22 protein-coding genes are annotated in these 25,883 nt (G+C 69.1%); 6 read left to right on the forward strand and 16 right to left on the reverse strand.

Annotation, left to right across the window (positions count from 1 at the left end; genetic code table 11):
- Positions 1-40: 40 nt before the first annotated feature.
- The gene (locus AB0N68_RS00660; protein ID WP_292797379.1) at positions 41-511 is read right to left on the reverse strand and encodes an RrF2 family transcriptional regulator; all 471 of its coding nucleotides are present in this window, start codon (positions 509-511) and stop codon (positions 41-43) included.
- A 63-nt stretch (positions 512-574) separates the two neighbouring features.
- Between AB0N68_RS00660 and AB0N68_RS00665 the strand changes: the two genes are divergently transcribed.
- Both AB0N68_RS00665 and AB0N68_RS00670 read left to right on the forward strand, forming a co-directional pair.
- Positions 575-1,324 carry an SDR family oxidoreductase gene (locus tag AB0N68_RS00665; protein ID WP_259954591.1) on the forward strand — a complete coding sequence of 250 codons (750 nt, stop codon included), beginning with the start codon at positions 575-577 and terminating at the stop codon, positions 1,322-1,324.
- A gap of 344 nt (positions 1,325-1,668) precedes the next feature.
- Entirely contained in the window at positions 1,669-2,592 is a 924-nt protein-coding gene (locus AB0N68_RS00670; protein WP_259954590.1) for a pseudouridine synthase, read from the forward strand.
- Between the two features lie 6 nt (positions 2,593-2,598).
- On the opposite strand, the gene AB0N68_RS00675 is transcribed toward AB0N68_RS00670, so the two are convergent.
- The 3 genes from AB0N68_RS00675 to AB0N68_RS00685 form a co-directional block, all read right to left on the reverse strand.
- Entirely contained in the window at positions 2,599-3,258 is a 660-nt protein-coding gene (locus AB0N68_RS00675) for a methionine ABC transporter permease (RefSeq protein WP_187661969.1), read from the reverse strand.
- Positions 3,258-4,301, reverse strand: coding sequence for a methionine ABC transporter ATP-binding protein (locus AB0N68_RS00680; protein ID WP_259954589.1), 1,044 nt, complete (start codon positions 4,299-4,301; stop codon positions 3,258-3,260). The genes AB0N68_RS00675 and AB0N68_RS00680 overlap by 1 nt, the downstream gene beginning before the upstream one ends.
- 98 nt (positions 4,302-4,399) lie before the next feature.
- The gene (locus AB0N68_RS00685; RefSeq protein ID WP_187661971.1) at positions 4,400-5,305 is read right to left on the reverse strand and encodes a MetQ/NlpA family ABC transporter substrate-binding protein; all 906 of its coding nucleotides are present in this window, start codon (positions 5,303-5,305) and stop codon (positions 4,400-4,402) included.
- Between the two features lie 264 nt (positions 5,306-5,569).
- Between AB0N68_RS00685 and AB0N68_RS00690 the strand changes: the two genes are divergently transcribed.
- A complete protein-coding gene (locus AB0N68_RS00690) occupies positions 5,570-6,208 on the forward strand; it encodes a hypothetical protein (protein WP_259951517.1) in 639 nt (212 codons plus the stop codon).
- Positions 6,209-6,318: 110 nt separating this feature from the next.
- On the opposite strand, the gene AB0N68_RS00695 is transcribed toward AB0N68_RS00690, so the two are convergent.
- The 3 genes from AB0N68_RS00695 to AB0N68_RS00705 are packed head-to-tail and all read right to left on the reverse strand — an operon-like array spanning position 6,319 to position 10,833.
- Positions 6,319-8,097, reverse strand: coding sequence for a Na+/H+ antiporter (locus AB0N68_RS00695; protein ID WP_259951516.1), 1,779 nt, complete (start codon positions 8,095-8,097; stop codon positions 6,319-6,321).
- A gap of 39 nt (positions 8,098-8,136) precedes the next feature.
- Positions 8,137-10,026, reverse strand: a complete 1,890-nt coding sequence (locus tag AB0N68_RS00700; protein ID WP_280565628.1) for an ABC-F family ATP-binding cassette domain-containing protein — start codon at positions 10,024-10,026, stop codon at positions 8,137-8,139.
- Positions 10,027-10,068: 42 nt separating this feature from the next.
- Positions 10,069-10,833, reverse strand: a complete 765-nt coding sequence (locus tag AB0N68_RS00705; RefSeq protein WP_268776812.1) for an alpha/beta fold hydrolase — start codon at positions 10,831-10,833, stop codon at positions 10,069-10,071.
- A 102-nt stretch (positions 10,834-10,935) separates the two neighbouring features.
- Here AB0N68_RS00705 and AB0N68_RS00710 point away from each other — a divergent pair, with 102 nt between their 5' ends.
- Both AB0N68_RS00710 and AB0N68_RS00715 read left to right on the forward strand, forming a co-directional pair.
- The gene (locus tag AB0N68_RS00710; RefSeq protein WP_280565627.1) at positions 10,936-12,276 is read left to right on the forward strand and encodes an HNH endonuclease signature motif containing protein; all 1,341 of its coding nucleotides are present in this window, start codon (positions 10,936-10,938) and stop codon (positions 12,274-12,276) included.
- A gap of 184 nt (positions 12,277-12,460) precedes the next feature.
- Positions 12,461-13,669 (forward strand): Cmx/CmrA family chloramphenicol efflux MFS transporter, encoded by a 1,209-nt coding sequence (locus AB0N68_RS00715; RefSeq protein ID WP_292797363.1) that lies wholly within the window; start codon positions 12,461-12,463, stop codon positions 13,667-13,669.
- Between the two features lie 108 nt (positions 13,670-13,777).
- On the opposite strand, the gene AB0N68_RS00720 is transcribed toward AB0N68_RS00715, so the two are convergent.
- From AB0N68_RS00720 to rsmA, 7 genes are all read right to left on the reverse strand, one after another.
- Entirely contained in the window at positions 13,778-14,899 is a 1,122-nt protein-coding gene (locus tag AB0N68_RS00720) for a substrate-binding domain-containing protein (RefSeq protein ID WP_187661978.1), read from the reverse strand.
- 62 nt (positions 14,900-14,961) lie between these two features.
- Positions 14,962-16,329 carry a multiple monosaccharide ABC transporter permease gene (mmsB, locus tag AB0N68_RS00725; RefSeq protein ID WP_187661979.1) on the reverse strand — a complete coding sequence of 456 codons (1,368 nt, stop codon included), beginning with the start codon at positions 16,327-16,329 and terminating at the stop codon, positions 14,962-14,964.
- Positions 16,326-17,939: a multiple monosaccharide ABC transporter ATP-binding protein gene (gene mmsA, locus AB0N68_RS00730; RefSeq protein WP_410505918.1), complete on the reverse strand. Its 1,614-nt coding sequence runs from the start codon at positions 17,937-17,939 to the stop codon at positions 16,326-16,328. The genes mmsB and mmsA overlap by 4 nt, the downstream gene beginning before the upstream one ends.
- 60 nt (positions 17,940-17,999) lie before the next feature.
- Positions 18,000-19,013, reverse strand: a complete 1,014-nt coding sequence (locus tag AB0N68_RS00735) for a LacI family DNA-binding transcriptional regulator (protein ID WP_280565625.1) — start codon at positions 19,011-19,013, stop codon at positions 18,000-18,002.
- A 118-nt stretch (positions 19,014-19,131) separates the two neighbouring features.
- On the reverse strand, positions 19,132-20,064 hold the full coding sequence (locus AB0N68_RS00740) for a 4-(cytidine 5'-diphospho)-2-C-methyl-D-erythritol kinase (RefSeq protein ID WP_268776809.1): 933 nt from the start codon (positions 20,062-20,064) through the stop codon (positions 19,132-19,134).
- A gap of 7 nt (positions 20,065-20,071) precedes the next feature.
- Positions 20,072-21,139 (reverse strand): L-glyceraldehyde 3-phosphate reductase, encoded by a 1,068-nt coding sequence (gene mgrA / locus AB0N68_RS00745; protein WP_187661993.1) that lies wholly within the window; start codon positions 21,137-21,139, stop codon positions 20,072-20,074.
- Between the two features lie 9 nt (positions 21,140-21,148).
- Positions 21,149-22,018, reverse strand: coding sequence for a 16S rRNA (adenine(1518)-N(6)/adenine(1519)-N(6))-dimethyltransferase RsmA (gene rsmA / locus AB0N68_RS00750; protein WP_280565624.1), 870 nt, complete (start codon positions 22,016-22,018; stop codon positions 21,149-21,151).
- A 97-nt stretch (positions 22,019-22,115) separates the two neighbouring features.
- On the opposite strand from rsmA, the gene AB0N68_RS00755 reads away from it, so the two are divergent.
- A complete protein-coding gene (locus AB0N68_RS00755) occupies positions 22,116-23,402 on the forward strand; it encodes an MFS transporter (RefSeq protein ID WP_280565623.1) in 1,287 nt (428 codons plus the stop codon).
- Here the strand turns inward: AB0N68_RS00755 and AB0N68_RS00760 are convergent.
- Together AB0N68_RS00760 and metG are read right to left on the reverse strand one after the other, a co-directional pair.
- Positions 23,381-24,277: a TatD family hydrolase gene (locus AB0N68_RS00760; RefSeq protein WP_363331937.1), complete on the reverse strand. Its 897-nt coding sequence runs from the start codon at positions 24,275-24,277 to the stop codon at positions 23,381-23,383. The genes AB0N68_RS00755 and AB0N68_RS00760 overlap by 22 nt on opposite strands.
- A 17-nt stretch (positions 24,278-24,294) precedes the next feature.
- Positions 24,295-25,872 (reverse strand): methionine--tRNA ligase, encoded by a 1,578-nt coding sequence (gene metG, locus AB0N68_RS00765; RefSeq protein ID WP_187661996.1) that lies wholly within the window; start codon positions 25,870-25,872, stop codon positions 24,295-24,297.
- Between the last annotated feature and the right edge of the window lie 11 nt (positions 25,873-25,883).

Here is a 25,883-nt window from a genome sequence, read left to right on the forward strand (position 1 = left end):
CGCAGGACACGACCCGGCACGGATCGTGCGAACGGGTAGGTCAGGGACCGAGGAGGAGGCGCCGGTTCTTGGCCGGGACGGTGTCCGGGAGCGTGGCGACGACCTCGGCGATCGACACTGCCTTCAGCGAAGCCCGCCAGGCGTCGTGGGCGCGGCGCATCACGACGGCGAGTCCGCACGGCGCGGTGCAGTCCTCCGGGCGGGCGGCGCCCCTCCCCTGCTGACGGAGTTCGCGGCAGATGTAGGGGTCGGCGGCGCCGTCCACCGCGGAGACGAGATCGAGGATGCTGATGATCTCGGGCTCCCTGGCCAGACGGAAACCACCGCGGGGTCCCGTGCTGCCTGTGAGGATTCCGGCGCGGACGAGCTTGGCGAGCTGCTTCGACAGATACGGCCCCGGCACCCCGAAATGCTCGGCGAGCTGCGCTCCGGACACCGTCGACCCCGCGGGGAGCTGAGCGATCACCGCGACGGTGTGCAGCACCCATTCGGAGGTCTCGGGAAGTTTCACTTGCCCATCGTATCCAGGCCGCCCTATTGTGGACACACAATATCCATGATTGAAGGAGTGGGCATGCGCATCGCGGTCGCAGGAGGAACGGGACGGATCGGGCGACTGGTCGTCGAAGAGGCCCGGCGTCGGAGGCACGATCCGCTGTCACTCAGCCGCAGCGAGGGCGTCGATCTGACCACGGGCGAAGGCCTCGCCGCTTTGCTACGCGGGGTGGATGCGGTCGTCGATGCGACGAATCCCCCGGTATCCGACGTCGCCGAGGCCGAGCGGGTGTTCACCACGCTCAGCCGCACGCTGCTCACCGCCGAGGACGAAGCCGGGGTCGGCCACCACGTGGCCCTCTCGATCGCGGCGCTCGATCGCGTGCGCGGCAATCCGCATTATGCGGGTAAGCGCGCCCAGGAGCGTGAGGTCACGCGCGGCGCGGTGCCGTTCACCATCGTCCGGGCGACGCAGTTCCACGACTTCCCCGCGATGATCGCCGAGTGGAGCATCGAGGACGGCGAAGGCATCGTGCCCCCTCTGCTGCTGCAGCCCATCGCGCCCGCAGACGTGGCCGTCGCGCTCGTGGATGCGGCGGAGTCGCCGGCCCTCGGCGGCTCGTTCGACATCGCCGGACCCCGCACGGAGGACGCCGTCGACATGGCGCGCCGCACCCTCGCCGCGTGGGGGCGTGAGCTTCCGCTGCGCGCCGCGTGGAAGGGTGCCGCGCTCGGCGTCGAGTTCGCGGGTGAGGTGCTGCTTCCCGGCGACGACGCGCGGACGGCGCCGACGACCTTCGACGACTGGCTGTCCACCGAAACCCGCTGACACCCCGACCGGTTCCGGGGCTCCGTCTCCGGTCCCCTCGCTCCGGATGCACGACCAGGGTCCGATCGTGGGACGAAAACCCCGGAACGGTCGTGCAGGCGCGACCGGATCGTGCAACCGAGGCGGACAGCGACCCTGTCTCCGGTCGGGTCCCCACCACTCCGGATGCACGACCGAGGTCCGGACGTGGGACGAAAACCCCGGAACGGTCGTGCAGGCGCAACGGGATCGTGCAACCGAGGCGGGATGAGTGGCGGCCGCGGCCCACGGACTCTGCCCGGCCGGTCGCCTAGGCTGGAAGCACCCGGTCGCGGCCCCGCGACCCCTGCTCCGAAGGCCGAGACATGGGCATGCCCTCCCCGCTTCCCGTGCGCGACGGGGTCGGCGCGACCCGGCTGCACGTGCCGATGACGGGTGCATGGCCCACCGTCGCCGCCTACATGGTCGAGCGGTTCTTCCACCTGGATCCGGAGCGGCTGCTCGTGCGCTTCGACCGCGGGGAGATCGTCGCGCGCGACGGCCGGCCGCTCTCCCGGGACACGCCTCTCGGCGCCGAGGAGTTCGTCTGGTACTACCGGGAGCCTCCGACCGAGAAGGAGATCCCGTTCGCCGAGGAGATCCTGCACCAGGACGAGCACCTGGTGGTCGTGGACAAGCCGCACTTCCTCCCCACCACGCCGGGCGGCAAGTACCTGCAGAACTCCGCCCTCGTCCGGCTGCGCAACCGTCTCGGCAACCCGGAGCTCACGCCCATCCACCGCCTGGACCGGGCCACGGCGGGCCTGCTGATGTTCTCCGCCCGCCCTGCCACCCGCGGCGCCTACCAACTGCTCTTCGAGGACCGCCGCGTGGAGAAGGTCTACGAGGCCGTCTCCGCGCGCCCGGCGGACTGGGATCCGTCGCGATTCCCGCTCGTCTACCGCAACCGCATCGAGAAGCTCCGCGGTCAGGTGTGCGTGCAGGTGGATGAGGACGGCGAGCCGAACTCCGAGACGCTCATCGAGGTCATCGCCACCGACGACCGCGTCGTGCACACGCTTCTCCGTCCGCACAGCGGGAAGATGCACCAGCTCCGCGTGCACCTCGCCGCGCTCGGCCTCGGCATCCTCCACGACGGCTTCTACCCCGTGCTGCAGCCGGAGCGTCCGGACGACTTCACCCGCCCGCTCCAGCTCCTCGCACGCGAGCTCCGGTTCACCGATCCGCTGAGCGGGCAGGAGCGCACGTTCACCACGCGCCGGAGCCTGCAGGAGGCCCCGGCACGCTGATCGGCCTCAGCGGCGCATGACCTTCCGCGCGAGCCGGGTGCCGAGCGTCTGAGCCACGTGCACGAACACGACGATGAGGAGCACAGCCGCCCACATCACGACAGGCTCGAACTGGCGTCGGCCGTACGTCAACGCAAAGTTTCCCAGCCCGCCTGCGCCGATGTAACCCGCCATCGCCGTCATATCGATAAGCGCCACGATCACGAATGTGTATCCCAGGATTAGCGGCCCAAGCGCCTCGGGGATCACCACCGTGAGGAGGGTTCGCCACGGTCCGGCTCCCATCGCGCGCGCGGCTTCGATGACTCCCGGCGAGACACCGACCAGATGCTGCTCGACGATCCGGCCGATGGCGAACATCGACGCCACCACCAGGGCGACGATGGCAGCGTTCGTGCCGATGCCGCTGCCCACGATGAATCGGGAGAACGGGATCAGGACCGTGATGAGGATCACGAAGGGGATCGGGCGGAAGAAGTTGATGAAGAGGTTCAGCACGGCGGAGATCGCTCTGTTCTGCAGCATGCCGCCCGGCCGTGTCAGGTACAGCCCCACTCCGATCAGGCCTCCCAACAGACCGCCCAGCACCAGCGTCAGCGACACCATGTAAAGCGTCTCGACGGCAGCCGTCCAGAACTCAGGACCCAACTCGATCAGACGATCCATCAGCGCACCTCCTCGCGGTCGATGTCCGTCACTTCGATGCGCTCCGAGATCCGTGCAAGCGTCGCGTCGATGCGAGCGTCGTCCCCGCGGATCGCGAGAGTCAAGTGGCCGAAGGCCCTACCGCGGATGTCGTTGATACCTCCGAAGACGAGCTCGAACTCCAGCCCGGCCTCCGCCAGCTCAAGGAGAACCTGCGCCTGGGACGGACCACCGTCACGGAAGGAGAACGTTACGAGTCGTCCCTGGTGCCGTTCACGCAGGACGGCGCGTTCGGACGGGGAGGGAACGCCCTTGACGACCGTACCGACGAATCGCTGCGACGCGGCATGCTGCGGGTTGGAGAAGACCTCGAACACGTCTCCCTGCTCGATCACTCGCCCGCGGTCCATGACGGCGACCCTGGTCGCGAGCGTCTGGATGACGTCCATCTCGTGGGTGATGACGACGATCGTGACGCCCTGCTCCTCATTGACGCGCTTGAGCAGGGAGAGGACCTCATGTGTCGTCTCCGGGTCCAGCGCACTGGTCGCTTCGTCGGCGAGGAGGATCGCCGGCCTGGTCGCGAGCGCCCGCGCGATCCCGACGCGCTGCTTCTGCCCTCCCGACAGGTGCTCGGGGTACGAGCGTGCCTTGTCGCTCAGCCCCACGAAAGACAGCATCTCGGTCACGCGCGCGTCGATGTCGGCCTTCGACCATCCCGCGAGCTTCAGCGGATACGCGATGTTGGCCCGCACGCTCTTCGATGAGAAGAGGTTGAACTGCTGGAAGATCATCCCGATTCCGCTTCGCACGCGCCGGAGCTCACGTTCGCTGAGTGCGGTGATCTCGACCTCGTCGACGGTGATGCGGCCCGCGGAGGCCGGCTCCAACGCGTTGATGAGCCGCACCAGGGTGGACTTCCCCGCACCCGAATAGCCGATGATTCCGAAGACATCTCCCTGCTCGATCTGCAGAGACACATCGTCGACGGCGGTGATCTGCGTGCCGGATGCGGACGGCGAGGGGTAGCTCTTCGACACGTGCTCGAGGGAGACGATCGGCATAGGTTCTCCGGTCTTGAGGGAGGAAAGGGCGGGGTCGGCCTGAAGACGACGAATCGGGCGACGCGTCCGCGTCGCCCGATTCTCTCAGGTGAACCTGATCAACCGTTCGCAGCGACGTCCTTCTGGACGTCCTTCAGCAGCGAGGCCAGCTCATCTGCCGGCGTCTGCAGAGTGACACCGGTTCCTCCGGACGACTTCGCCAGCCCCTCCTGCACAGCTTCGTCGGTCTGGAAGATCTCGACGAGCTTGAGGTATGTCTCATTGTCGACGTCCTCGGCGCGAGACGCGAAGATGTTCACATACTGGAGCGCGCTCGGGTCCTCGGGGTCGTCGGTGAAGAGCGCATCGTCGAACGAGAGGCCCGCATCCTCGACGAAGTCGTTGTTGATGACGGCCGCAGCCACGTCGGGCAGAGCCTCCGGGGTGAGAGCAGCCTCCAGCGCGGTGACCTTGACCGACGACTTGCTCTCGTCCACATCTGCGAGATCAGAGAAAGCCGTGCCGCCGTCCTTAAGCTCGACGAGGCCAGCGGCCTGAAGCACGAGAAGCGCGCGGGCCTGGTTGGAGGCGTCGTCGGGAACCGCGACGGTCTCCCCCTCAGGAATGTCCTTCACCGAGTCGTACTTCGTCGAGTAGAGACCGAGCGGGTAGATCTGCGTCGAACCGATCGCCGCGAGGTCATCCCCCGAGGCCTCGTTGTACTGCGCCAGGTACACGACGTGCTGGAACTGATTGAGGTCGATCTCCCCCTCGCTCAGCGCCGGGTTGGGCAGCTCGTACGAGCCGAAGTCGACGAGTTCGACCGTGATGCCGGCGTCAGCCGCCGCATCCACGAAAGCGGGCCACTGCGGGTCGCTCTCGCCGACCACGCCGATCTTGACGGTCTCGTTCTCGGAACCGCCGTCGCCGGACCCCGCGTCGGACGAGGTGGCGCACCCGGCAAGGGCGACGAACAGCGGGACCGCGGCGAGCGCGGCGAGGGCGGAGGTGGTGCGGCGGGACATGATGAGGGGTTCCTTCCTGGCGGGACTCGACAACGTTAGGCAGGAGGCCGCGTTGTCGCGGAATCGGGATGTCACACGGCGTCATAGCCGCGTGGCACCCTCGGTTGCTGGGGTACGTGGAGCCCGCGGTGGCGCATTCCCCACGGCACCGGATCGCGTAAGACAAGGAAACAGTCTTCGCCAGAATTCGGTGCACGTGCTGGGCTCGACGCGCTCATCCGAGCGAAGGCGCCGTCTGGCGCCACAGCAACGACCGGAGAAATCATGAACAGACATCAGAAGGCCGGACTCGCGGTCGCCGCAGCCGCGGCACTTTCCCTCTCCCTCACGTCAGCCGCGTATGCGGCTACCGAAGAGAAGCCTTCGTATGCGTCATCCACGATCGTCGTGTCAGACGTACGAACTGGAGAGATCGTCTACCAGCAGACAGAGCAGATACCGGTTGAGGAGGGCAGCACTACCGCCACCATAGAGACGCGAGTTCCTTCTCCTCCCGTCCCGAGCGCGCCCGTAATCCCCGGTGTCGTGGCTCCACGCTCCTCGGTGGGCGGCAACCACGACAACGGATCGGTCAAGTCGTCCATCACGATTACCTACAGCCTGAACAGCAAAGGCGATCAGATCCGGACAGAGAAGGTCACCGGTCGATGGACGCCAGATCCCGGGTTCGCCCTCCAGGGTCGAAAGGTAGAGATTTACAGCGGCGGAGGCTCACCGTCCATCATCAAGAAGGCCCCCACGACGAATACCTACAGTTACAACACGGGGTGGGGCTTCCAGACCAAGCCGCCGCAGAACTCGCTCACCTCTCCCCGGGTGCTCGCCGAGGTGAAGTTCAAGCTCTCGGGAACCGGGAGCGCATGGTTGAAGCTGACGCACTGGGTGGATCTTTCAGGCGTGTAGCCGTTGCTACCGGAGCGGGACCGGGCGCAAGCGTGCGCCCGGTCCCGCTTCGCAAGTCCTGTCTGATCGGGACGGGAACGACGAAACCGCATAGCCGCGTGCGAGGCGGGTCAGTCGAGCTCTTCGATGCCCTGCAGACGCACCTGCTCCAGGTCGAGACGGGCGGAGATCCGGCGGACCACCATGTCGTCCACGGTGCCGGCGCCGCGGAGCCCGAGCAGGACCTCGCGCTTGCGGTCGAGCAGCGCGAGCTTGAGCCGGGTGTGCTCCTCGTGTCGCACGAGCGGTGACCGCTGGGCGAGGTCGACGTCGGCGGAGGTCGCGATCATCTGCAGCGTCGTGCCGTCGGTCGCCTCGGGGTCGGGGGCGGTCCCGGCCGACACCGCGACGTCACCCGCGTCCTCGTCCTCGCGGCTGCGCGCATCTCCCCCGGTGCCGTAGGGATCGGGCTCGCCGAGCATCTCGTCCAGCGCCTCGGCCTCGGCGTCGATGAGCGCCTGCTCCCGCGCGAGCGTCCGGGCGTTCGCGAACTCCAGCGCCTGGTACCCCTCGGCACGCACCCGATCGCGCACCTCCTGGCCGATGCCGTGCTCGGCGGCGAGGTCGTCGAGCGCGGCCAGGGCCGCTCCGGAGATCGCGCGCTCGGCGAGCTCGTACTCCTCGTCCTCGGCATGGTCGACCGGGAATCGCGCCCAGCGCACGAGCGCGGGGAGGAGAGGCGCCTGCACGAGGAGGCTGAGCAGGATCACGCCGGCGGTGACGAAGACGATCTCGTCACGGCCGCCCACGACGCTCCCCTCGGAGACGCCGGTCGGCACCGACAGTGCGATCGCCAGCGACACCGCTCCGCGCATGCCGGCGACCGTGGACACGAGTCGGGCGCGGGAGCGGGCGCCGCGCGGCGGGCGTTCGGCCGGGCGACGCTGGAACAGCACGTTGAGGAGCTGGAACACGTACCGGACGGCGAAGAGCGTCGCCCACACGGCGAGCGTCACGAGCACCAGGCGGCCGATGGCGGCGGCGGAGATCTCGTGCGCGACGAACTGCACCTCGAGGCCGATGAGCACGAACAGCGCCCCGTTCAGGAGGAAGACGCCGAACGGCCAGGCCGCGTCGGCCTGTCGGCGCGAGGCCGCCGTCGTCACGCGCGGCGACACCCAGGCGACGATCAGTCCGGCGACGACCACGGCGAGCACGCCCGACGCGTGGACGAGCTCGGCGATGAGGAACGCGGAGAACGGCACGAGCAGCAGCGTGACGTTGATGACGATGGTGGAGGAGATGCGGCGCAGCAGCAGCGTGGCCAGGGCCGCGACCACGATCCCCGCGGCGATCCCGCCCACGTACGACACCAGAACGTCCCAGGTGACCGAGAGCGGCGTGACCTGGCCGCCCAGCGCGAGGGACACGGCGATGGCGTAGAGCACGAGCGCGGTGCCGTCGTTGGTCAGGCTCTCGGCCTTGAGCTTCATGAACATCCGACGCGGCAGCAGCCGACCGAGGGCCGCGACGGCCGTGGCATCGGGCGGTGCGACCGCAGCACCCAGGATGAGCGCGATCTCCCAGGGCATGCCGAACAGCACGCCGATGCCGGCCACCGCGAACGCGGAGGCGACGACGAGGAGCGTGCTCATCGGCACGATGTAGCGGAAGTCGCGGCGGATCGACCGCAGCGACGTGGTCAGGCTCTCCCAGAACAGCATCACCGGCAGGAACAGCAGCAGCACGGTCTCCGGCGGCAGCTGGACCTCACGCAGCGGCGGGATGAATCCCAGCGCCAGACCGAGGATGACGAGGACGAGCGGCAGCGCGAGACGCACGCGCGGGGCGATCAGGGTTCCGACGAGGATCGTGAGTCCGAGCAGGACGGTTACTTCGAGGCCTTCCATCGCTACTCCCAACAGTCGTGGGAGAAGGATATTCCTCCGTCAGCCGATCTGCTCCGTGAGTTCGAACCAGCGCAGCTCCAGCTCTTCGATCTCGGCCTCCTGCGCGGTGATCGCCTTCATCCGCTCGCCGAGGCCCGCGTAGTCGGACTGGTCATGGTCGGCGAGGGCGTGCTTGGCCGTGTCGACCTGCTGCGTGAGCTTCTGGATGCGGCGCTCCAGGGCGGCGGCTTCCTTCTGCGCCGCCCGGAGAGCAGCGCCGTCGAGACCGCTCGTTGCGGGGGCCGCTGCCGCGGTCGCCGGGGCCGTCTCGAGGTGCTGTCGCAGGCGCAGGTACTCGTCGACGCCGCCCGGGAGATGCCGCAGGCGCCCCGCGCCGTCCGGACCGGGAAGGATCGCGTACTGCTGATCCGTCACCCGCTCCAGGAAGTACCGGTCGTGGCTCACGACGAGGAGCGTGCCCGACCAGGAGTCGAGGAGGTCCTCGATCGCGGCGAGCATGTCGGTGTCCATGTCGTTCGTGGGCTCGTCGAGGATGAGCACGTTCGGCTGGTCGAGCAGCACCAGCAGCAGCTGCAACCGACGCTGCTGGCCACCGGAGAGATCCTTCACCGGCGTCGAGAGCTGGGCGGACGAGAACCCGAGCCGCTCCAGGAGCTGTCCGGGCGTGAGGTCCTGCGCCTTCGATCCCGCACCGAGCGTGTACGACGTGCGCAGACCCGAGATGACCACGCGCACGGGGTCGTTCCAGTGCGGCAGGAGTTCGTCGAGGCGCTGCGTGAGAGTGCGCACCTGCACGGTCTTCCCTCGCTTGATCCGCCCCTCGGTGGGCTCGACCGTGCCGGAGATGAGCCCGAGGAGGGTGGATTTCCCGGCACCGTTCACGCCCAGGATGCCCGTGCGCTCGCCCGGGGCGATCCGCCACTCCACGTCCTTCAGCACGGTCTTCCCGCCCCCTGAGCCTCCCTGGGTCCCTGAGCCTCCCTGGGTCCCTGAGCCTCCCTGGGTCCCTGAGCCTCCCTGGGTCCCTGAGCCTGTCGAAGGGTACGTCACCCCCACATCGAGCAGGTCGACGACGTCCTTGCCCAGCCGCGAGACGGCGAGCGACTGCAGCGAGACCTTGTCGCGGATCTCGGGCACGTCGGCGATGAGCTCGTTGGCGGCGTCGATGCGGAACTTCGGCTTGCTGGTGCGGGCCGGGGCACCGCGGCGCAGCCAGGCGAGCTCCTTGCGGGCGAGGTTCTGCCGCTTCGCCTCTGTCGCCGCCGCCATGCGGTCGCGCTCGACCCGCTGCAGGATGTAGGCCGCGTAGCCGCCCTCGAAGGGCTCGACGATGCGGTCGTGCACCTCCCACGTCTCGGTGCAGATCTCGTCGAGGAACCACCGGTCGTGGGTCACGACGAGGAGGGCTCCGGCGTTCGCGGGCCAGCGCTTCTTGAGGTGCCCGGCGAGCCACGTGATCGCCTCGACGTCGAGGTGGTTCGTCGGCTCATCGAGCGCGATGACGTCCCAGTCGCCCGTCAGCAGTTTCGCGAGGGACACACGGCGGCGCTGCCCGCCGGAGAGGGAGCCGATCCGCGCGTCCCAGGGCAGATCCGTCAGCAGCCCCTCGATCACGTCGCGGACGCGGGCGTCTCCGGCCCATTCGTGCTCGGCCATGTCGCCGACCACGGCGGCGGCGATCGTGATGTCGTCGGGGAGCGTGTCGGCCTGGTCGAGGACGCCGATGCGGGTGCCGCCGCGCACGGTCACGCGCCCGGAGTCCGGTTCCTTCCGGCCGGCGAGCATGGCGAGAAGGCTGGACTTGCCGTCGCCGTTGCGGCCGACGATGCCGATGCGGTCGCCCTCCTCGATGCCGAGGGTCACGGCGTCGAAGACGACGCGCGTCGGGTATTCGAGGTGCAGGGCTTCGGCCCCGAGAAGATGTGCCATGTCCTCTCCAGGGTAGTCGCGCCGCGTCGGGCGGTCGCCCGGTCAGACGAGCGAGGGGGCGAAGAGCTCCGGCAGCGCGGCGGTGAAGACCTCGAAGTGGCTGTACCAGACGGTGTGGGCGGCGCCGGGGATGCTGCGCACCGTCACCCCGCCGTGCTCGAACCGTCGCGCGTCCTCATCGGTCACCCAGGCGCTGGGTTCCGCACGCACGACGATGGAGCCGGGGGCGGCGGTCCAATGGCCGTCCTCCCCGCAGGAGACGGAGGCCGCCGTCGGCGGGTCGAACCGCTCGGCCGCCCGCGCCTCGACCGTGGCGTCGTCGACGGAGTAGAAGGGACGGAGGCGGCGGAGGTCGGCGGGCGACATCCGCTCGCGGCGGTCATGCTCGTACTGCGACACGAGCACGGCACGATCCTGGCCGCCCTGCAGGGCGAGCGGCGCGTCGACGTAGACCGCGAGGCCCGGGTCGAGGCGGGGCGCGGCGGCGGCGAGCACCGTGGCTCCGAAGGAGTGCCCCACGGCGACGGCGAGGGTGGAGCAGGCGCGGTCCCCCGGGGTGCCCTCGGCATCGCAGCCGGCCGCGACCTGCGCCAGAGTCTCGACGACGGCATCGGCCGCCGACTCGATCGTGAGCTCCGGGTCACGCGGCGAGAGGCCGTGGCCGGGCAGATCGAGCGCCAGCACGCGGAAGCCGCGTTCCACGAGCAGCGGGACCACGCGGTGCCAGCTCTCGGCGGACCCCATCATGCCGTGCAGCAGCACGGCGACGCGGTCGCCCTCCCCGGCTTCGATGACGTTCAGGAGCACGGAGCCAGTCAACCACGGTCGTTATCCTTTCGTGATACGACTTTCGGCCAGATTCCTTCGAACCTTCGTTCGAATGTCAGTGGTCGGTGATGGACTGACGTCATGCCCGCACTGCTCGACGCGACCGACTCCCAGATGGCGATGCTCGCCGATCTGGTGGAGGGGCTGGAAGCGGCCGAGAAGACGCTGAGCAGCATGCAGGCCGCGCGGGATGGTCTCCTGGCGATGGCGGGGCGGCTTGCGGTCGACATCGCTCGGCAGGCGCGTCATCCGGACGGCGGCGACATGGCGATCCGCACGGTCGCCGCGGAGATCGGGGCCGCACAGCGCGTCAGCGACCGCACGATCGAACGGCGGATGTCCGAGGCGTCCTGGCTGGTCGAGCGGTTCCCCGCCGTCTGGGAGGCCCAAGGCGCCGGACGGATCAGCGCCGCGCACGCGCGGCTGATCGTGGAGGCGGGCGCTCATCTCGATGACCCGGACGACCGCTCGCGTTTCGCGACGGAGGCGGTCGAGGTGGCCGCTGCGGAGTCTCCGAACCGGATACGCCGGCTCGTGCGCCGACTGGCCGACCGGTTCCAGGAGCGGACGCTCGTCGAGCGACACCGCGACGCCAGGGAGCTGCGCCGCGTCTGGGTGACCGACCTCGAGGATGGCATGGCCGAACTCGGTGCGCGCGGCCCTGCGGCCCTCGTGCACGGCATGTTCGACCGGCTCTCCCAGATGGCGCATGCCGTGCGGGAGGAGAACGCGCGAGCACACCGTCGGGAGGCGGAGGAGAGCATCCCCGACGACAGGACCGTGGATCAGCTGCGCGCGGACCTGCTCGCCGACCTCGTCCTGACGGGCGCTCCGGCGGGACATGACTCGGAAGAAGGACTGCTCTCGGAACTTCGAGCGCGCGTCGAGGTCACCGTGCCGGTGCTGACCCTGATGCACGGCGAGCAGGAAGGGACCACGGGCGGCACTCCGATCCTCGCCGCCGAGCTCGACGGGGTGATCCCGATCGATCCGGCCACGGCCCGCCGACTGGCCGGCGCGGCGAGCGGATGGGACCGGGTGCTCACCCACCCGATCAGCGGGGCGCTGCTGGCCGTCGACCGGTATCGCCCGAGCGAAGACCTCCGCCGGCACCTGCGGGCCCGCGATCAACGCTGCCGCTTCCCCGGCTGCGGCCTCGCGCCGCGGAAGTGCGACCTCGATCACAATCACGATGCGGCGCTCGGCGGAGAGACCGTGCACGACAACCTCGCGACCTTCTGTCGACGACATCACATGCTCAAACACCACTCTCCGTGGCACGTCGAGCAGGGGCCGGGCGGCGTTCTGGAGTGGACGAGCCCCACCGGCCGGAGCTACATCGACCGACCGCCGCCTCCGCACACCGTGACCTTCGCCGAGGATCCCCCGTGGTCTTCGCCCGTGATCGCGCCGGCTCACTGAGCAGCCCTAGGGTGGAGGGCATGTCGAGCCCCGAATCAGACAGGTCGGGGGCTGCCGGTCACACCGTCAGCCCCGTGAACCGCTGATCCCTTCGTCCGCCCTGTCGGCGGGCGCGCGCCGGTGACCCGGGCGCTGACCGTGGTGACGAGAAGCCCTCCTCTTCCCTCTCACCTCGGAGCACTCGATGCCTTTCCCCCTCTATGCCCTCGCCCTGGCGGTCTTCGTCATGGGCACCTCGGAGTTCATGCTCGCTGGACTCCTCCCCGCGATCGCGGACGACCTCCACGTCCCGGTCGGCACGGCCGGTCTCCTCACCTCGGCCTTCGCCGTCGGCATGGTCGTGGGCGCGCCCGCCATGGCCGCGTTCGCGCGTGAGTGGCCGCCGCGTCGCACGCTCATCGTCTGCCTGGCGCTCTTCGCCGCGTGCCATGTCGTCGGCGCGGTGACGTCTGCCTTCGAGCTCCTCCTCGTCATGCGCGTGCTCGGCGCCCTCGCGAACGCGGGGTTCCTCGCCGTCGCGCTGCGTACGGTGACTCTCCTCGTCCCCCGCGAACGCACGGGACGCGCCCTCGCGGTTGTGCTCTCGGGGACGACCATCGCCACCATCGTCGGCGTCCCTGCGGGGGCGGTGCTCGGCAGCGCATCGAGCTGGCGGGCCACCTTCGCCGCCGTCGCGCTGCTCTGTCTCCCCGCGCTCCTCGGGATCCTCCGTGGAGTGCCGACGACGATCCGGGGCGCGACGCATGGGCAGCCCCGGTCGACATCCGGAGCAGCCCCGGCCCCGGCGCCGCCCGCCAGGAAGGCACCGTCCCTGCGCGCCGAAATCGCCCTCCTGGTGACACCGCCGCTCGCCCTCGCGATGATCCTGGCGGCGCTGGTGAACGCGGGGACCTTCGCGGTCTTCACGTTCCTGGCGCCGATCGTCACCGAGATCGCCGGTCTGCCCGACGCTGTGGTCTCCGTCGCGCTCGTCTTGTTCGGTCTCGGCTCGTTCCTCGGCGTGACGATCGCCGGTCGATACGCTGATCGGCACTCGGGCGCGTTGCTCGCCGTCGGTGGACCGCTGCTCGTGGGCGGCTGGATCGTCCTGGCGGCGGTCGCGGATCAGCCGGTCGCGCTGCTGGTTCTCGTCTTCGTGCAGGGCATGGCCTCGTTCGGCGTGGGAAGCACCTTGATCACCCGCGTCCTGTACGCCGCCTCCGCCGCCCCGATGATGGGAGGGTCCTACGCGACCGCCGCCCTGAACCTCGGTGCCGTGATCGGTCCGGCCTGGGGCGGCTGGACGCTCGCCAGCGGAGCCGGTCCGCTCTCCCCCGTCGCGGTCGCCGTGACCCTGTCGGCCTGTGCCCTCCTTCTTGCCCTGATCACGCGAAGAAGGCACTCCGGCAGCTGACGCCACGAGGCTGAGCCCTGACAACGGCGACGAGCCGCCCGGACCCGAAGGTCCGGACGGCTCGTCGTGTCCGACGTTCGCGGGGAACGAGGACGGTCTCGCTTCTGCTTACTCGTACGACTTCACGATCTCGAGGAGGCTCGGAACGTTGGCGTACGCCTCGGCCGCGTTCTCCTTGGTCACGATGACCGGCGGGAGCAGGTAGGCCGGGACGACCTTCTTGCCGTTGTCGTACTGGTCGGTGTCGTTGACGTCGACCTCGTCGCCCTTCTGGAGCTGACCGACCATCTTGATGGCCTGCTCCACGAGCAGCGTGGTGTCCTTGTTGATCGTGGAGTACTGCACGCCCTCCATGATCGACTTCACCGACTCGACCTCGGAGTCCTGACCGGTGACCACCGGGACGGGCTTGCCGGCCTGCTGCGCCGAGGTGATGATGGCGCGGGCGAGGGTGTCGTTCGGGGACAGGACGCCGTCGAGCGTCTCCGAGCCGTAGCTCGACGTGAGGATCGAGTCCATGCGACGCTGTGCGTTCTCCGGCTTCCAGCCCTCGGTCGCCGTCTGGGAGATCTCGGTCTGCCCGGAGACGACGTTCAGCGTGCCGTCGTCGATCTTCGGCTGCAGCACCTCCATCGCCCCGTTGAAGAACACCGCCGAGTTGGCGTCGTCCGGCGAGCCCGAGAACAGCTCGATGTTGTACGGCGCCTCGTGACCCGCGCGCTCGGCGAGGCCGTCGAGCAGCGCCTGGCCCTGGAGCTTGCCGACCTCGAAGTTGTCGAAGGCGACGTAGTAGTCCACGGCGTCGGTGTTCTCGATGAGACGGTCGTAGGCGATGACCGCGACACCCGCGTCGCGGGCGGCCTCCACCTGCGTGGTGAGCTGCTTGCCGTCCTTGGCACCGATGATGATGACCTTGGCGCCACCGGTGACCATCGCCTGGATCTGGTTCTGCTGCTCGGCGACCGTGTTGCTGGCGGGCGCGTACTGCACGTCCGCCTTGAAACCGGCCTTCTCCAGGCCGTCGGTGAACAGCTGACCGGCCAGGACCCAGTTCTCCGAGGTCTTGTCGGGCAGAGCGACACCGATCGTGGAGCCGGCGTCGAAGCCCGAGGCGGTCTCCTCGCCCGACCCCGAACCCGAGTCCCCACCGCCGCGCTCCGAGGAGCAGCCGGTGAGGGCGAATGCGCCCGCGACGACAAGCGCTGTCGCCGACAGAAGGATCTTCTTCATGTGATCTCTTTCTCTGGTGTGTGCAGGTCCCGCCGCGCCTGCGTTGCGCGACGTGGCCCTTACTATCCGCGCGTCTCCTCGACGGCGGGGGCTTCGTACTTCTGACTGGTGGGGTAGTTGGTCTTCGTGGGATCGAACGTGTCGGTGGCCGGGTCCTGCTTGCGGCCGAGACGGCGCGTGAGGAAGCCGGTGATCGACGGACGACCCTGCTGCTTGTTCCACACGTCGACGCCGACGGCGAACAGCAGCACGAGGCCCTTGATCATCGAGACCACGTCAGCACCGGCGCCGAGCAGCGCGAGGCCGTTGTTCAGGAACGCCATCACCAGACCACCGATGATCGACCCGATCACCGTGCCGATGCCGCCGGAGACGGCCGCGCCGCCGATGAAGACGGAGGCGATCGCGTCGAGCTCCCAGCCGTTGCCGTCCTGCGGGCCCGAGGCGGTCGCCCTCGCGACGTAGATCATGCCGGCGAGCGAGGCCAGGACCGACATGTTCATCATCACGAAGAAGTCCACCCAACGGTCCTTCACGCCCGAGAGGCGCGCGGCCTGGCGGTTGCCGCCGACCGCGTAGATGTGGCGGCCGAAAACGGTGTTGTTCGTGATGAACGAGTAGAGGATGACGAGGGCGAGGAGGATGACGCCCGAGATCGGGAAGCTCGTGCCCTCGCGCCCCGTGGCGAACAGCCAGCCGGCGATGAGGATGACGGCCGAGATGAGGACGACCTTCGTCACGCTCACCCAGATGGGCGCCATGTCGGAGCCCATCTTGCGCTGGATGCGCCGGGTGCGGATCTCCCAGAACACGATCCATGCGACACCGGCGAGCGCCAGCAGCATGGTCGGGATGTTGAACGGCAGGGGCAGGGCGATCTCCGGCAGGTAGCCGGCACCGATGATCTTGAAGCCCTCTGGCACGGGCACGGACTGAGAGTCACCCACCGCCTGGTTCGCACCGCGGAAGAACAGCATGCCGGCCAGCGTCACGATGAACGCCGGCACCCCGACGTAGGCGACCCAGAACCCCTGCCAGGCACCGACGAGCACGCCGACACCGAGACCGAGGAGGATGCCCAGCGGCCAGGGGAGGTTCCAGTCCTGCATGGCCTTCGCCACGACGATGCCCGTGAACGCGGCGACCGATCCGACCGAGAGGTCGATGTGCCCCATGATGATGACCATCACCATGCCGATCGCCAGGATCAGGATGTACGAGTACTGGTTGACGACGTTGATGAGGTTCCCGGAGGACAGCGTCAGTCCGGTGCCCTTGAAGATCCACGTCAGCACCTGGAAGACGACGAGGATGACGACGAGGCTGCCGAGGATGCCGAACTGACGGAGGGTCGACTGCCCTCCCCCGAACATCTTCGTGATGTCCTTGAAGTGGAAGCCGCGCTTCGCGGTGGTCGAGTCGGTGGTCATGCGGTTGCTTTCTGGGTCGCGGAGGTCATGCTGCGCATGAGGTCTTCGGGGGTCGCCTGGTCGGCCGGGATGCAGTCGGTGACCCGGCCTTCGAACACGGTGTAGATGCGGTCGGAGATGCCGAGCAGCTCGGGCAGCTCGCTGGAGATGACGATCACGCCCTTGCCCTGCGCGGCGAGCTCGTTGATGATCGCGTAGATCTCGTACTTGGCGCCGACGTCGATGCCGCGGGTGGGCTCGTCGAGGATCAGCAGGTCGGGGTCGGTGAACATCCACTTCGCCAGGACGACCTTCTGCTGGTTGCCGCCGGACAGCTTGCCGACGCCCTCCTCCACCGACGGGGTCTTGATGCGCAGCGCCTTGCGGTACCGCTCCGCCACCGAGAACTCCTCGCGGGAGTCGACGACGCCGTGGTGCGCGATCTTGGAGAGCTTCGCCGCGACGATGGACCGCTTGATGGTGTCGAGGAGGTTGAGGCCCAGCACCTTGCGGTCCTCGCTCACGTAGGCGAGCCCGTGCTTGATGGCGGCGGCGACGTCGGGGAGCTCGATCTCCTGTCCGTCCTTCACGATCGTGCCGGAGAGGAACGTGCCGTAGGAGCGGCCGAAGATGCTCATCGCCAGCTCGGTACGGCCGGCCCCCATGAGCCCGGCGATGCCGACGACCTCGCCACGACGGACGTTGATGCTCGACCCCTTCACGACCATGCGCTCCGGCACGGTCGGATGCTGGACCCACCAGTCCTTGACCTCGAAGAACACCTCGCCGATCTCCGGCGTGCGGTCCGGGTAGCGACTCTCCAGCGACCGGCCGACCATGCCGCGGATGATGCGGTCCTCGTTGATCTCGCCGCGGGAGATGTCGAGCGTCTCCACCGTACGGCCATCGCGGATGATCGTGATCTCGTCGGCGATCTGCTCGATCTCGTTGAGCTTGTGACTGATCATGATCGACGCGATGCCCTTGGCCTTGAGCCCGAGGATCAGGTCGAGGAGGTGCTGCGAGTCGTTCTCGTTGAGCGCCGCGGTCGGCTCGTCGAGGATGAGCAGCTTGACGTCCTTGTTCAGCGCCTTGGCGATCTCGATGAGCTGCTGCTTGCCGACGCCGAGCGTCTTGACCGGGACGTCAGGGTCCTCATCCAGCCCCACGCGGGCGAGGAGCTCGATCGTGCGCTCCTTCTGTGCCTGCCAGTCGATGCGCCCGAAGCGGCGGATCTCGTTGCCGAGGAAGATGTTCTCGGTGACCGAGAGCTCCGGGATGAGCGCGAGCTCCTGGTGGATGATGACGATGCCGGCCTGCTCGCTGGCAGCGATGTCCTTGAAGCGCTGCTCCTGGCCGTACAGGAGGATCTCGCCGTCGTAGGTCCCGTAGGGATATACCCCCGAGAGGACCTTCATCAGCGTCGACTTCCCGGCGCCGTTCTCGCCGCAGATCGCATGGATCTCACCGGCGCGGACGGTGATCGAGACGTCGGCGAGCGCCTTGACTCCCGGGAACTCCTTGGTGATGCGGCGCATCTCCAGGATCGGGCCTGACACGGTCGGCAACGTTGCTGTGGTGCTCACGGATCTTCCTCGCGACGTGCGGTCACCTTCGATGTGACCGTTCACATCGGTATATCGTCGTCTTCCGCGGGAGCGGTGTCAAGTCCGCGGCGTGTTTTCGTGTCGCTACCGTGATGCAGCGGATTCGCGCGCCCGCAGAAGGGTCTGCAGAGGGCCGAACGCGGGGGGCTTCTCACCGCGGATCTCGGCGAGGAGGATGCGCACGGCGCGTCGGCCGAGCTCGGGGAAGTCCTGATGCACCGTGCTGAGCGTCGGCGCCACGTGCGCCGCGACCGGGATGTCGTCGAAGCCGATCACGCTCACGTCGTGCGGCACGCGCAGCCCGGCATCGCGGAAGCCGTGGAGCAACCCGATCGCCATGAGGTCGTTCGCCGCGAACACCGCCGTGAAGTCGCGCCGCAGCGAGAGCTCCTTGCCGGCGAAGTAGCCGAAGTCGGCCGTCCAGTCGCCGCGGATCGGTGGGAACGTGGAAAGGTCGGCGTCGCGGAGCGCATCGAGGTACCCGCGCATCCGGGACTCGGCCTCGATCCAGTCCTGCGGGCCGGCGAGATGGAGGATGTCGCTGTGGCCCAGAGCGATCAGGTGCTCCGTGGCCGCCCTCGCCCCCGCCACCTGGTCAGCCGAGAGGCTCACGCCGTCCGATCCCGAGGCCGTCTGCAGGGTCACGAACGGCATCGTGACGTTCATGCCGCGCAGGACATGGAAGACGCGCACCTGCGGCGCGAGCACCACGATGCCGTCGACCTGCTCGCGCTCGAGCTGGCGCACGGCGTTGCCGATCGCCTCCGGCGTGGTCGCGGGGAGATTGAGCGTGGAGACGGAGTACCCCTCCTCCCGCGCCGCGTCCTCGATGCCGGCGATGGACGACGTCGGTCCGAACTCGCCGATCGTCGCGGAGAGGATGCCGAGCATGTTCGACTTGCTCGTCACGAGCGCGCGGGCGGCGAGATTGGGGCGGTAGTCGAGGACGGCGATCGCGTCGAGGACCTTCGCCTTGGTCTCCGGGCGGATGCTGGGGTGATCGTTGAGCACCCGGGACACCGTCTGGTGGGAGACGCCGGCGAGGCGGGCGACGTCGCGGATGCTGGGCATGCGGGCACGCTCGGAGGAGGTGGACATCCAGCCTCCTCGCGTGTGCACGGTCACATGACTACTTCATTATGTCTGCCATGACCCCTGGATGCACCTCGACCGCGCGCACACCCCTCGTGTCCCGGACACGGCGGATCGGGAAGGCTCAACCGATGATGCGGGCTCCGGGGACGGCGCCGTGCACGTGCAGTGGATCGAGGCCGCCTTCGCGGAGAGCCGTCTGCACCGCCTGCGCGGACTCGGGATCCGCGCAGAGCAGCGCCACGGTCGGCCCTGATCCCGAGACGAGGCCGTGCAGCGCACCGGCCGCGACCCCGCGTTCGATGGTCTGGGCCAGATCCGGTCGCAGGTCCAGGGCGGCCGCCTGGAGGTCATTGTGGAGCGCGTCCGCGAGCTGCCAGGCATCTCCGGTCCGCAGCGCCTGCAGCACCGGGATCGGCACGTCGAGCGAGAGCGGCGGATCGTCGGCGAGCGCGCCCTCCTCCTCGCGCAGCTCATCGAGCCGGGTGTACACGGCGGGGGTGGACAGTCCCTCGTCGCTGGTCACCAGCAGCCAATCGAAGCGGCCGCGGGCGAGGGCCGGATTCAGCTGATCGCCGCGGCCGGTGCCGACGGCGGTGCCGCCGTGCAGCGCGAACGGCACGTCGGCGCCGAGCCGCGCGGCCAGATCGTGCAGCCGTGCAGCCGAGAGTCCCGTGCCCCAGAGGGCATCGCACGCGACCAGCGCGGCTGCCGCGTCCGCGGAACCGCCGCCCATGCCGCCCGCGACGGGGACGCTCTTGCGGATCCGCAGCGCCACCCCGCCCGGATGATCGGTCGCCATGGCCAGCAGCTTGGCCGCGCGCATCGCGAGGTTCCGGTCGTCGAGCGGAACCGAGCCGTCGTCCTCCACGCCTGACACCGTGAGGGAGAAGTCGTCGGCCTCCCTGGCGATCACGTCCTCGTAGAGCGACACCGCCTGGAAGACCGTTGCGAGGGCGTGATAGCCGTCGTCATGGCGTCCGCCGACCCCGAGGTAGACGTTGATCTTCCCCGGCGCGCGCACGTGCACGGACCGGGAGGACGCGGCGAGGCTCATGAGCGGATCACAGGTCCGACGAGGTCGCCCACAGGTTGACGTCGATGGCGCCGGCGAGCTCGTCGATGCGGCGGAGTTCCTCGTCGGTGAAGGCGGGGCCGTCCAGGGCCGCGAGGTTCTCGTCGAGCTGCTCCGTGCGGGACGCTCCGATGAGAGCCGAGGCGACGACCGGGGTACGCAGCGTCCACTGCAGGGCGAGCTGTGCGAGCGACTGTCCCCGGCCCTGGGCGACCTCGTTCAGCGCGCGGAGCGTCTGGACGGCGTCATCGGTCAGTTTGCCCTTCGGCAGCGAACCGCGCTGCTGCGCGCGCTCTGCGGTGCCGTCACCGAGGTACTTGTCGGTGAGCAGCCCCTGGGCGAGCGGGGTGAAGGCGATGGCGCCGAGGCCCGACTCCTCGAGGGTCTGCGTGAGGCCGTCCTCGATCCAGCGGTTGAGGATCGAGTACGCGGGCTGGTGGATGACGAGCGGCGTCCCCAGCTCCTTCGCCACGGCGACGGCCTCAGCCGTGCGCTCGGCGCTGTAGGAGGAGATGCCGACATACAGCGCCTTGCCCTGGCGGACCAGGGTGTCGAGAGCGCCGACCGTCTCGGCGATCGGGGTGACCGGGTCGACGCGGTGCGAGTAGAAGATGTCGACGTAGTCCAGCCCCATGCGCGTGAGGGACTGCTCCGCGCTCGCGAGGATGTACTTCCGGCTCGCGTAGTCGCCGTACGGGCCGGGCCACATGTCCCAGCCGGCCTTCGACGAGATGATCAGCTCGTCGCGGTACGGACGAAGGTCCTCCGCGAAGATGCGACCGAAGTTCTTCTCGGCGGAGCCGTACGGCGGGCCGTAGTTGTTCGCCAGGTCGAAGTGCGTGATCCCGTGGTCGAACGCGTGGCGCAGGAGCGCCCGCTGGTTGTCGAGCGGGATGTTGTCGCCGAAGTTCCACCAGAGCCCGAGCGAGATCGGGGGGAGGTACAGGCCGGAGGAGCCGACCTGACGGTAGGCGAACCGTCCGTAGCGGCCCTCGTCGGCGGCGTACGGACGGTGCAGCTCGGGGACATCGGGGCGGAAGCGGGGGGAGTCGGTCACCGTGCCAGATTAGCCGCTGACGCCGGAACCCTCGATCGCCGTTGCGTGCTGGGCGATCCGCTGGTAGTCGTCGACCGTGAGGTCCTCCCCGCGGGCCGTCGGGGCGACGCCGGCGGCGGTCAGCACCTCGATCGCCGCGGCGGAGCTGCCGAAGACCCCGGAGAGGGCCTGCCGCAGCATCTTGCGGCGCTGGTTGAAGGCCGCATCGACGATCGCGAAGGTGCGTCGGCGCTCCTCCACCGGTCCGCGCTCCCCCTCGGAGCGGTCGAAGCCGACGAGGAGGCTGTCCACGTTCGGCACCGGCCAGAAGACCTGCCGGGACACGTTCCCGGTGAGCTTCCACTCGCCGTACCAGGCGGCCTTGACGCTCGGCGAGCCGTAGATCTTCGATCCGGGCATCGCGGCCAGGCGCTCGGCCACCTCGGCCTGCACCATCACGACGCCCCGCTGCAGGTACGGGAAGGTCTCCAGGAAGTGCAGCAGGACCGGCACCGACACGTTGTACGGCAGGTTCGCGACGAGGACGGTGGGCTCGCCCGGCAGCTCCGTCACGCGGAGGGCGTCCGCGTCGACCACCGTCAGCATCCCCTCCGGCACGCCGTGCTCGGCCGCGGTCTGCGGCAGGCGGGCGGCCAGGCGGTGGTCGATCTCCACGGCGGTGACCGCGGCCCCCGCCTCGAGGATCGCCAGGGTCAGGGACCCGAGCCCCGGTCCGACCTCCACCACCCGCTCCCCCTGCTGCACGCGGGCGGCCTGGACGATCTTGCGGACGGTGTTCGCGTCGACGACGAAGTTCTGCCCGAGCTTCTTGGTGGGGGTGACATCGAGCTCGGCGGCCAGACGGCGGATCTCGGTGGCCCCGAGCAACGTGACGGTCATGGATCCATTCTCCCGGATGACGAGCCGTGCCCGGATCCTGGGTGGGTTCCTGGGTGAGTTCCTCGGCAGTGTCCGTGATCATCGCTATCCTTCGGGGGTGCCCTCCCTCGGTGAACTGATCGCTCCGCGGCGCCTGGGCAGGGACTTCCGCTGGCTGCTCGCGTCGTCGTGGACGAGCAACATCGGAGACGGCGTGGCGCTGGCCGCCGCTCCCCTGCTCATCGCTTCGATGACGTCGTCGCCGATCCTCGTGGCCTCCGGTGCCATCCTGCAGTTCCTGCCGTGGCTGCTCTTCGGCCTGCACGCCGGGGCGATCGCCGACCGCTTCGATCGGCGCCGCCTGGTGATGACCGCCAACGCCGTGCGCGCCGTCGTGCTCGCCGCCCTCTGCGTGTTCCTCATGACGGGAACGGCGAACATCGGGATCGTGTTGGCCGTCGCGTTCCTCTACGGCACCGCGGAGGTCTTCGTCGACACCGCGGGGAGCACGTTGCTGCCGATGCTCGTGAAGCCGGCTGACCTCGGCATCGGCAACGCACGGCTGCAGGCGGGATATCTCGTGGCGAACCAGTTCGCCGGACCGCCGCTGGGCGCCTTCCTCTTCGCCGCCGGGAGCGCGTGGCCGTTCCTCGTCGAAGTCCTGTGCGTGACGCTCGCGATCGTCCTGATCTCCCGGATGGCGCGCACCCCCGTCCCGCCACGGGAGACCGAGACCCACCCGCCGGTGCACACCGACATCGCGGAGGGGCTGCGCTGGCTGTGGCGCAACCCGCCGGTGCGGATGCTCGTGCTCATCATCCTCGTCTTCAACGTGACCTGGGCCGCACCGTGGGGCGTGCTCGTGCTCTACGCCACCGAGCACCTGCAGACGGGGCCCGTGGGCTACGGCGCCCTCACCACGGCGTCCGCGGCGGGCGGCATCGTCGCGACGCTGAGCTTCGGCTGGCTGGAGCGGCACGTGTCCTTCGCGACTCTGATGCGCATCGTGCTCTCGCTCGAAGTGCTCATGCACCTCGCCTTCGCGCTGACCACCACGGGCACGGTCGCCCTCGTCATCATGTTCTTCTTCGGCGCGTACGCCTTCGTGTGGGGCACGATCTCCACGACCGTCCGGCAGCGGCTCGTCCCCGCGTCCCTGCAGGGGCGCGTCGCCTCGGTCAACATGGTCGGCGTCTTCGGCGGCATGATCGTCGGCCAGGCCCTCGGCGGCGTCATCGCGCAGACCTGGGGCCTGACGGCACCGTGGTGGTTCGCGTTCGGCGGGGCGGCGATCACCCTGGTGCTGGTGTGGAAGCCCATCTCGCACATCGTCAGTGCGAAGCCCGTCGCCGAGACGGGGCCGGACGACGTCGAGCCGGAGGGTCAGTCGGCGAACGAGCCGTAGACCCGGAGGGTGTTCTCGGCGAGCTGCGCGGAGAGATCGTCCACGTCCAGGCCGAGCTCCGCGGCCAGGAATCGCACCGTGAGCGGCACGAGGTACGGCGCGTTCGGGCGGCCCCGCAGCGGGACCGGCGTGAGGAACGGGGCGTCCGTCTCGACGAGGAGGCGGTCGAGCGGCGTGACCTTGAGGGCGTCCCGCAGGTTCTGCGCGTTCTTGAACGTCACGTTCCCGGCGAACGAGAGGTAGTACCCGGCATCGGCGCAGACCCGCGCCATCGCCTCGTCCCCCGAGAAGCAGTGGAACACGGTGCGCTCGGGAGCGCCGACCCGCGTCAGCGTCTCGAGCACGGCCTCGTGCGCATCCCGGTCGTGGATCTGCATCGCGATGCCGTGCTTCTTCGCGAGCGCGATGTGCGCCTCGAAGGAGGCGAACTGCGGAGCGCGGCGCTCCGGCTCGGTGCGGAAGAAGTCGAGCCCGGTCTCGCCGATCGCGCGCGTGCGCGGATGCGCGGCGAGCTCGTCGATCACGGCGAGCGCCTCGTCGAGACGGCCCTCCTCCGCGTACGTCGGGGCGTCGTTCGGGTGGATGGCGACCGCGGCGAGGACCCGCGGATCGGACACGGCGGCCTCGACCGCCCAGCGGGACGACTCGATGTCTCCGGACGCCTCCACGACCCCGATGACGCCGACCGCCTCCGCCCGGTCGAGCTGGGCTTTGAGGGAAAGCCCCTGGGTCCCTGAGCCTGTCGAAGGGCCATCGGCGATCTCGAGGTGCGCGTGGTTGTCGTAGACGGGCACGGCGAGGGGTTCCGGGGCCGCCGGATAGGTCCGGTCCTTGCGCCCGTCGCCCGAGCGCTCGCGCACGTAGGTCTCCGCCATGGTGTCCTGCCCGGATGTCAGGCCGTGGACTCCACGCGCGGGAACAGCGGCGCGAGGCCGTTGACGCTCGTGCCCGGCTTCAGCACGCCCCAGGCTCCCGCCTCGCGGATGGGCTGGTCCTGCAGGCGGCCGAGGGTCTCCGCGGCGCCGAGGGCGATCCACAGCTTCTCGGTGGACTGCGGCATCACCGGCGACAGCAGCACGGCGAGCGCGCGCAGCCCCTCGGCGCACGTGTAGAGCACGGTGCCCAGCCGCTCGCGCTGGTCCTCGTCGCGGGCGAGCGCCCACGGCTCGTTCTCCGTGATGTACCCGTTGAGCGCGTCGACGATGGTCCAGATCGCGGAGATGGCCTCGTCGATGCGGAACTGGCCGATCGCGGCGTCCGCCTTCGTCGCGGCGTCCGCCACGATCTTCTGGATCGCGAGGTCCGCCTCGGTGTACGCGGCCGCCGGCGGCACGATGCCCTCGAAGTACTTCTCGATCATCGCGGTCGTACGCGAGGCGAGGTTGCCGAAGCCGTTCGCGAGCTCGGCCTGGTACCGGGCGGAGAGGTCCTCCCAGGAGAAGGAGCCGTCCTGACCGAACGCGATCGCGGACAGGAAGTAGAAGCGGTACGCGTCGGAGCCGAAGACGTCGGTGATCTCGGTCGGCGCGATACCCGTGAGCTTCGACTTCGACATCTTCTCGCCGCCCACGAGCAGCCAGCCGTGCGCGAACACGCCCTTCGGGACGTCGAGCCCCGCCGCCATCAGCAGCGCGGGCCAGATGACGGCGTGGAAGCGCAGGATGTCCTTGCCGACCACGTGGTAGGCGGGCCAGCGGCGCTCGAAGGTCTCCTCGTCGGAGCCGTAGCCGACGGCCGTGGCGTAGTTGAGCAGCGCGTCGACCCACACGTAGATGACGTGCGACTCGTCCCACGGCAGCGGGATGCCCCAGTCGAAGGTCGAGCGGGAGATCGAGAGGTCCTTGAGGCCCTGGCTCACGAACGAGACGACCTCGTTGCGCGCCGAGTCGGGCCGCACGAAGTCGGGCTCGGTCTTGTAGAGCTCGAGCAGGCGGTCCTGGAACTCGCTGAGCTTGAAGAAGTAGTTCTTCTCCTGCAGCAGCTCGAGCGGCTTCGAGTGGATCGCGCAGACCTTCAGCCCCTCGAACGGACCCGTGCCGTCGACGATCTCCGATTCCGGCTTGAACTCCTCGCAGCCCACACAGTAGAGCGCCTCGTACTCTCCCGCGTAGATGTACCCGCGGTCGTACAGGCGCTGGAAGAACGTCTGCACGTTCGCCTCATGCCGCTCCTGAGTGGTGCGGATGAAGTCGTCGTTCGCGACGTCGAGGGTCTTCAGCAGCGGGAACCAGCTCTCGCTGACGAGCTTGTCGACCCATTCCTGCGGGGTGACGCCGTTCGCCGCCGCGGCCCGCAGCATCTTCTGACCGTGCTCGTCCGTGCCCGTGAGCATCCATGTGTCGTCCCCCGCCTGACGGTGCCACCGCGCGAGGGTGTCGACGGCCACCGTCGTGTACCCGTGGCCGATGTGCGGCACATCGGAGGGGTAGTAGATGGGCGTGGTGATGTAGAAGGAGTCGCCAGCGGGCATGGGGACAATTC

Origin of the sequence: Microbacterium meiriae, assembly GCF_040685015.1 — a bacterium.
In the GTDB taxonomy this organism is placed as follows: Bacteria; Actinomycetota; Actinomycetes; order Actinomycetales; family Microbacteriaceae; genus Microbacterium; species Microbacterium meiriae.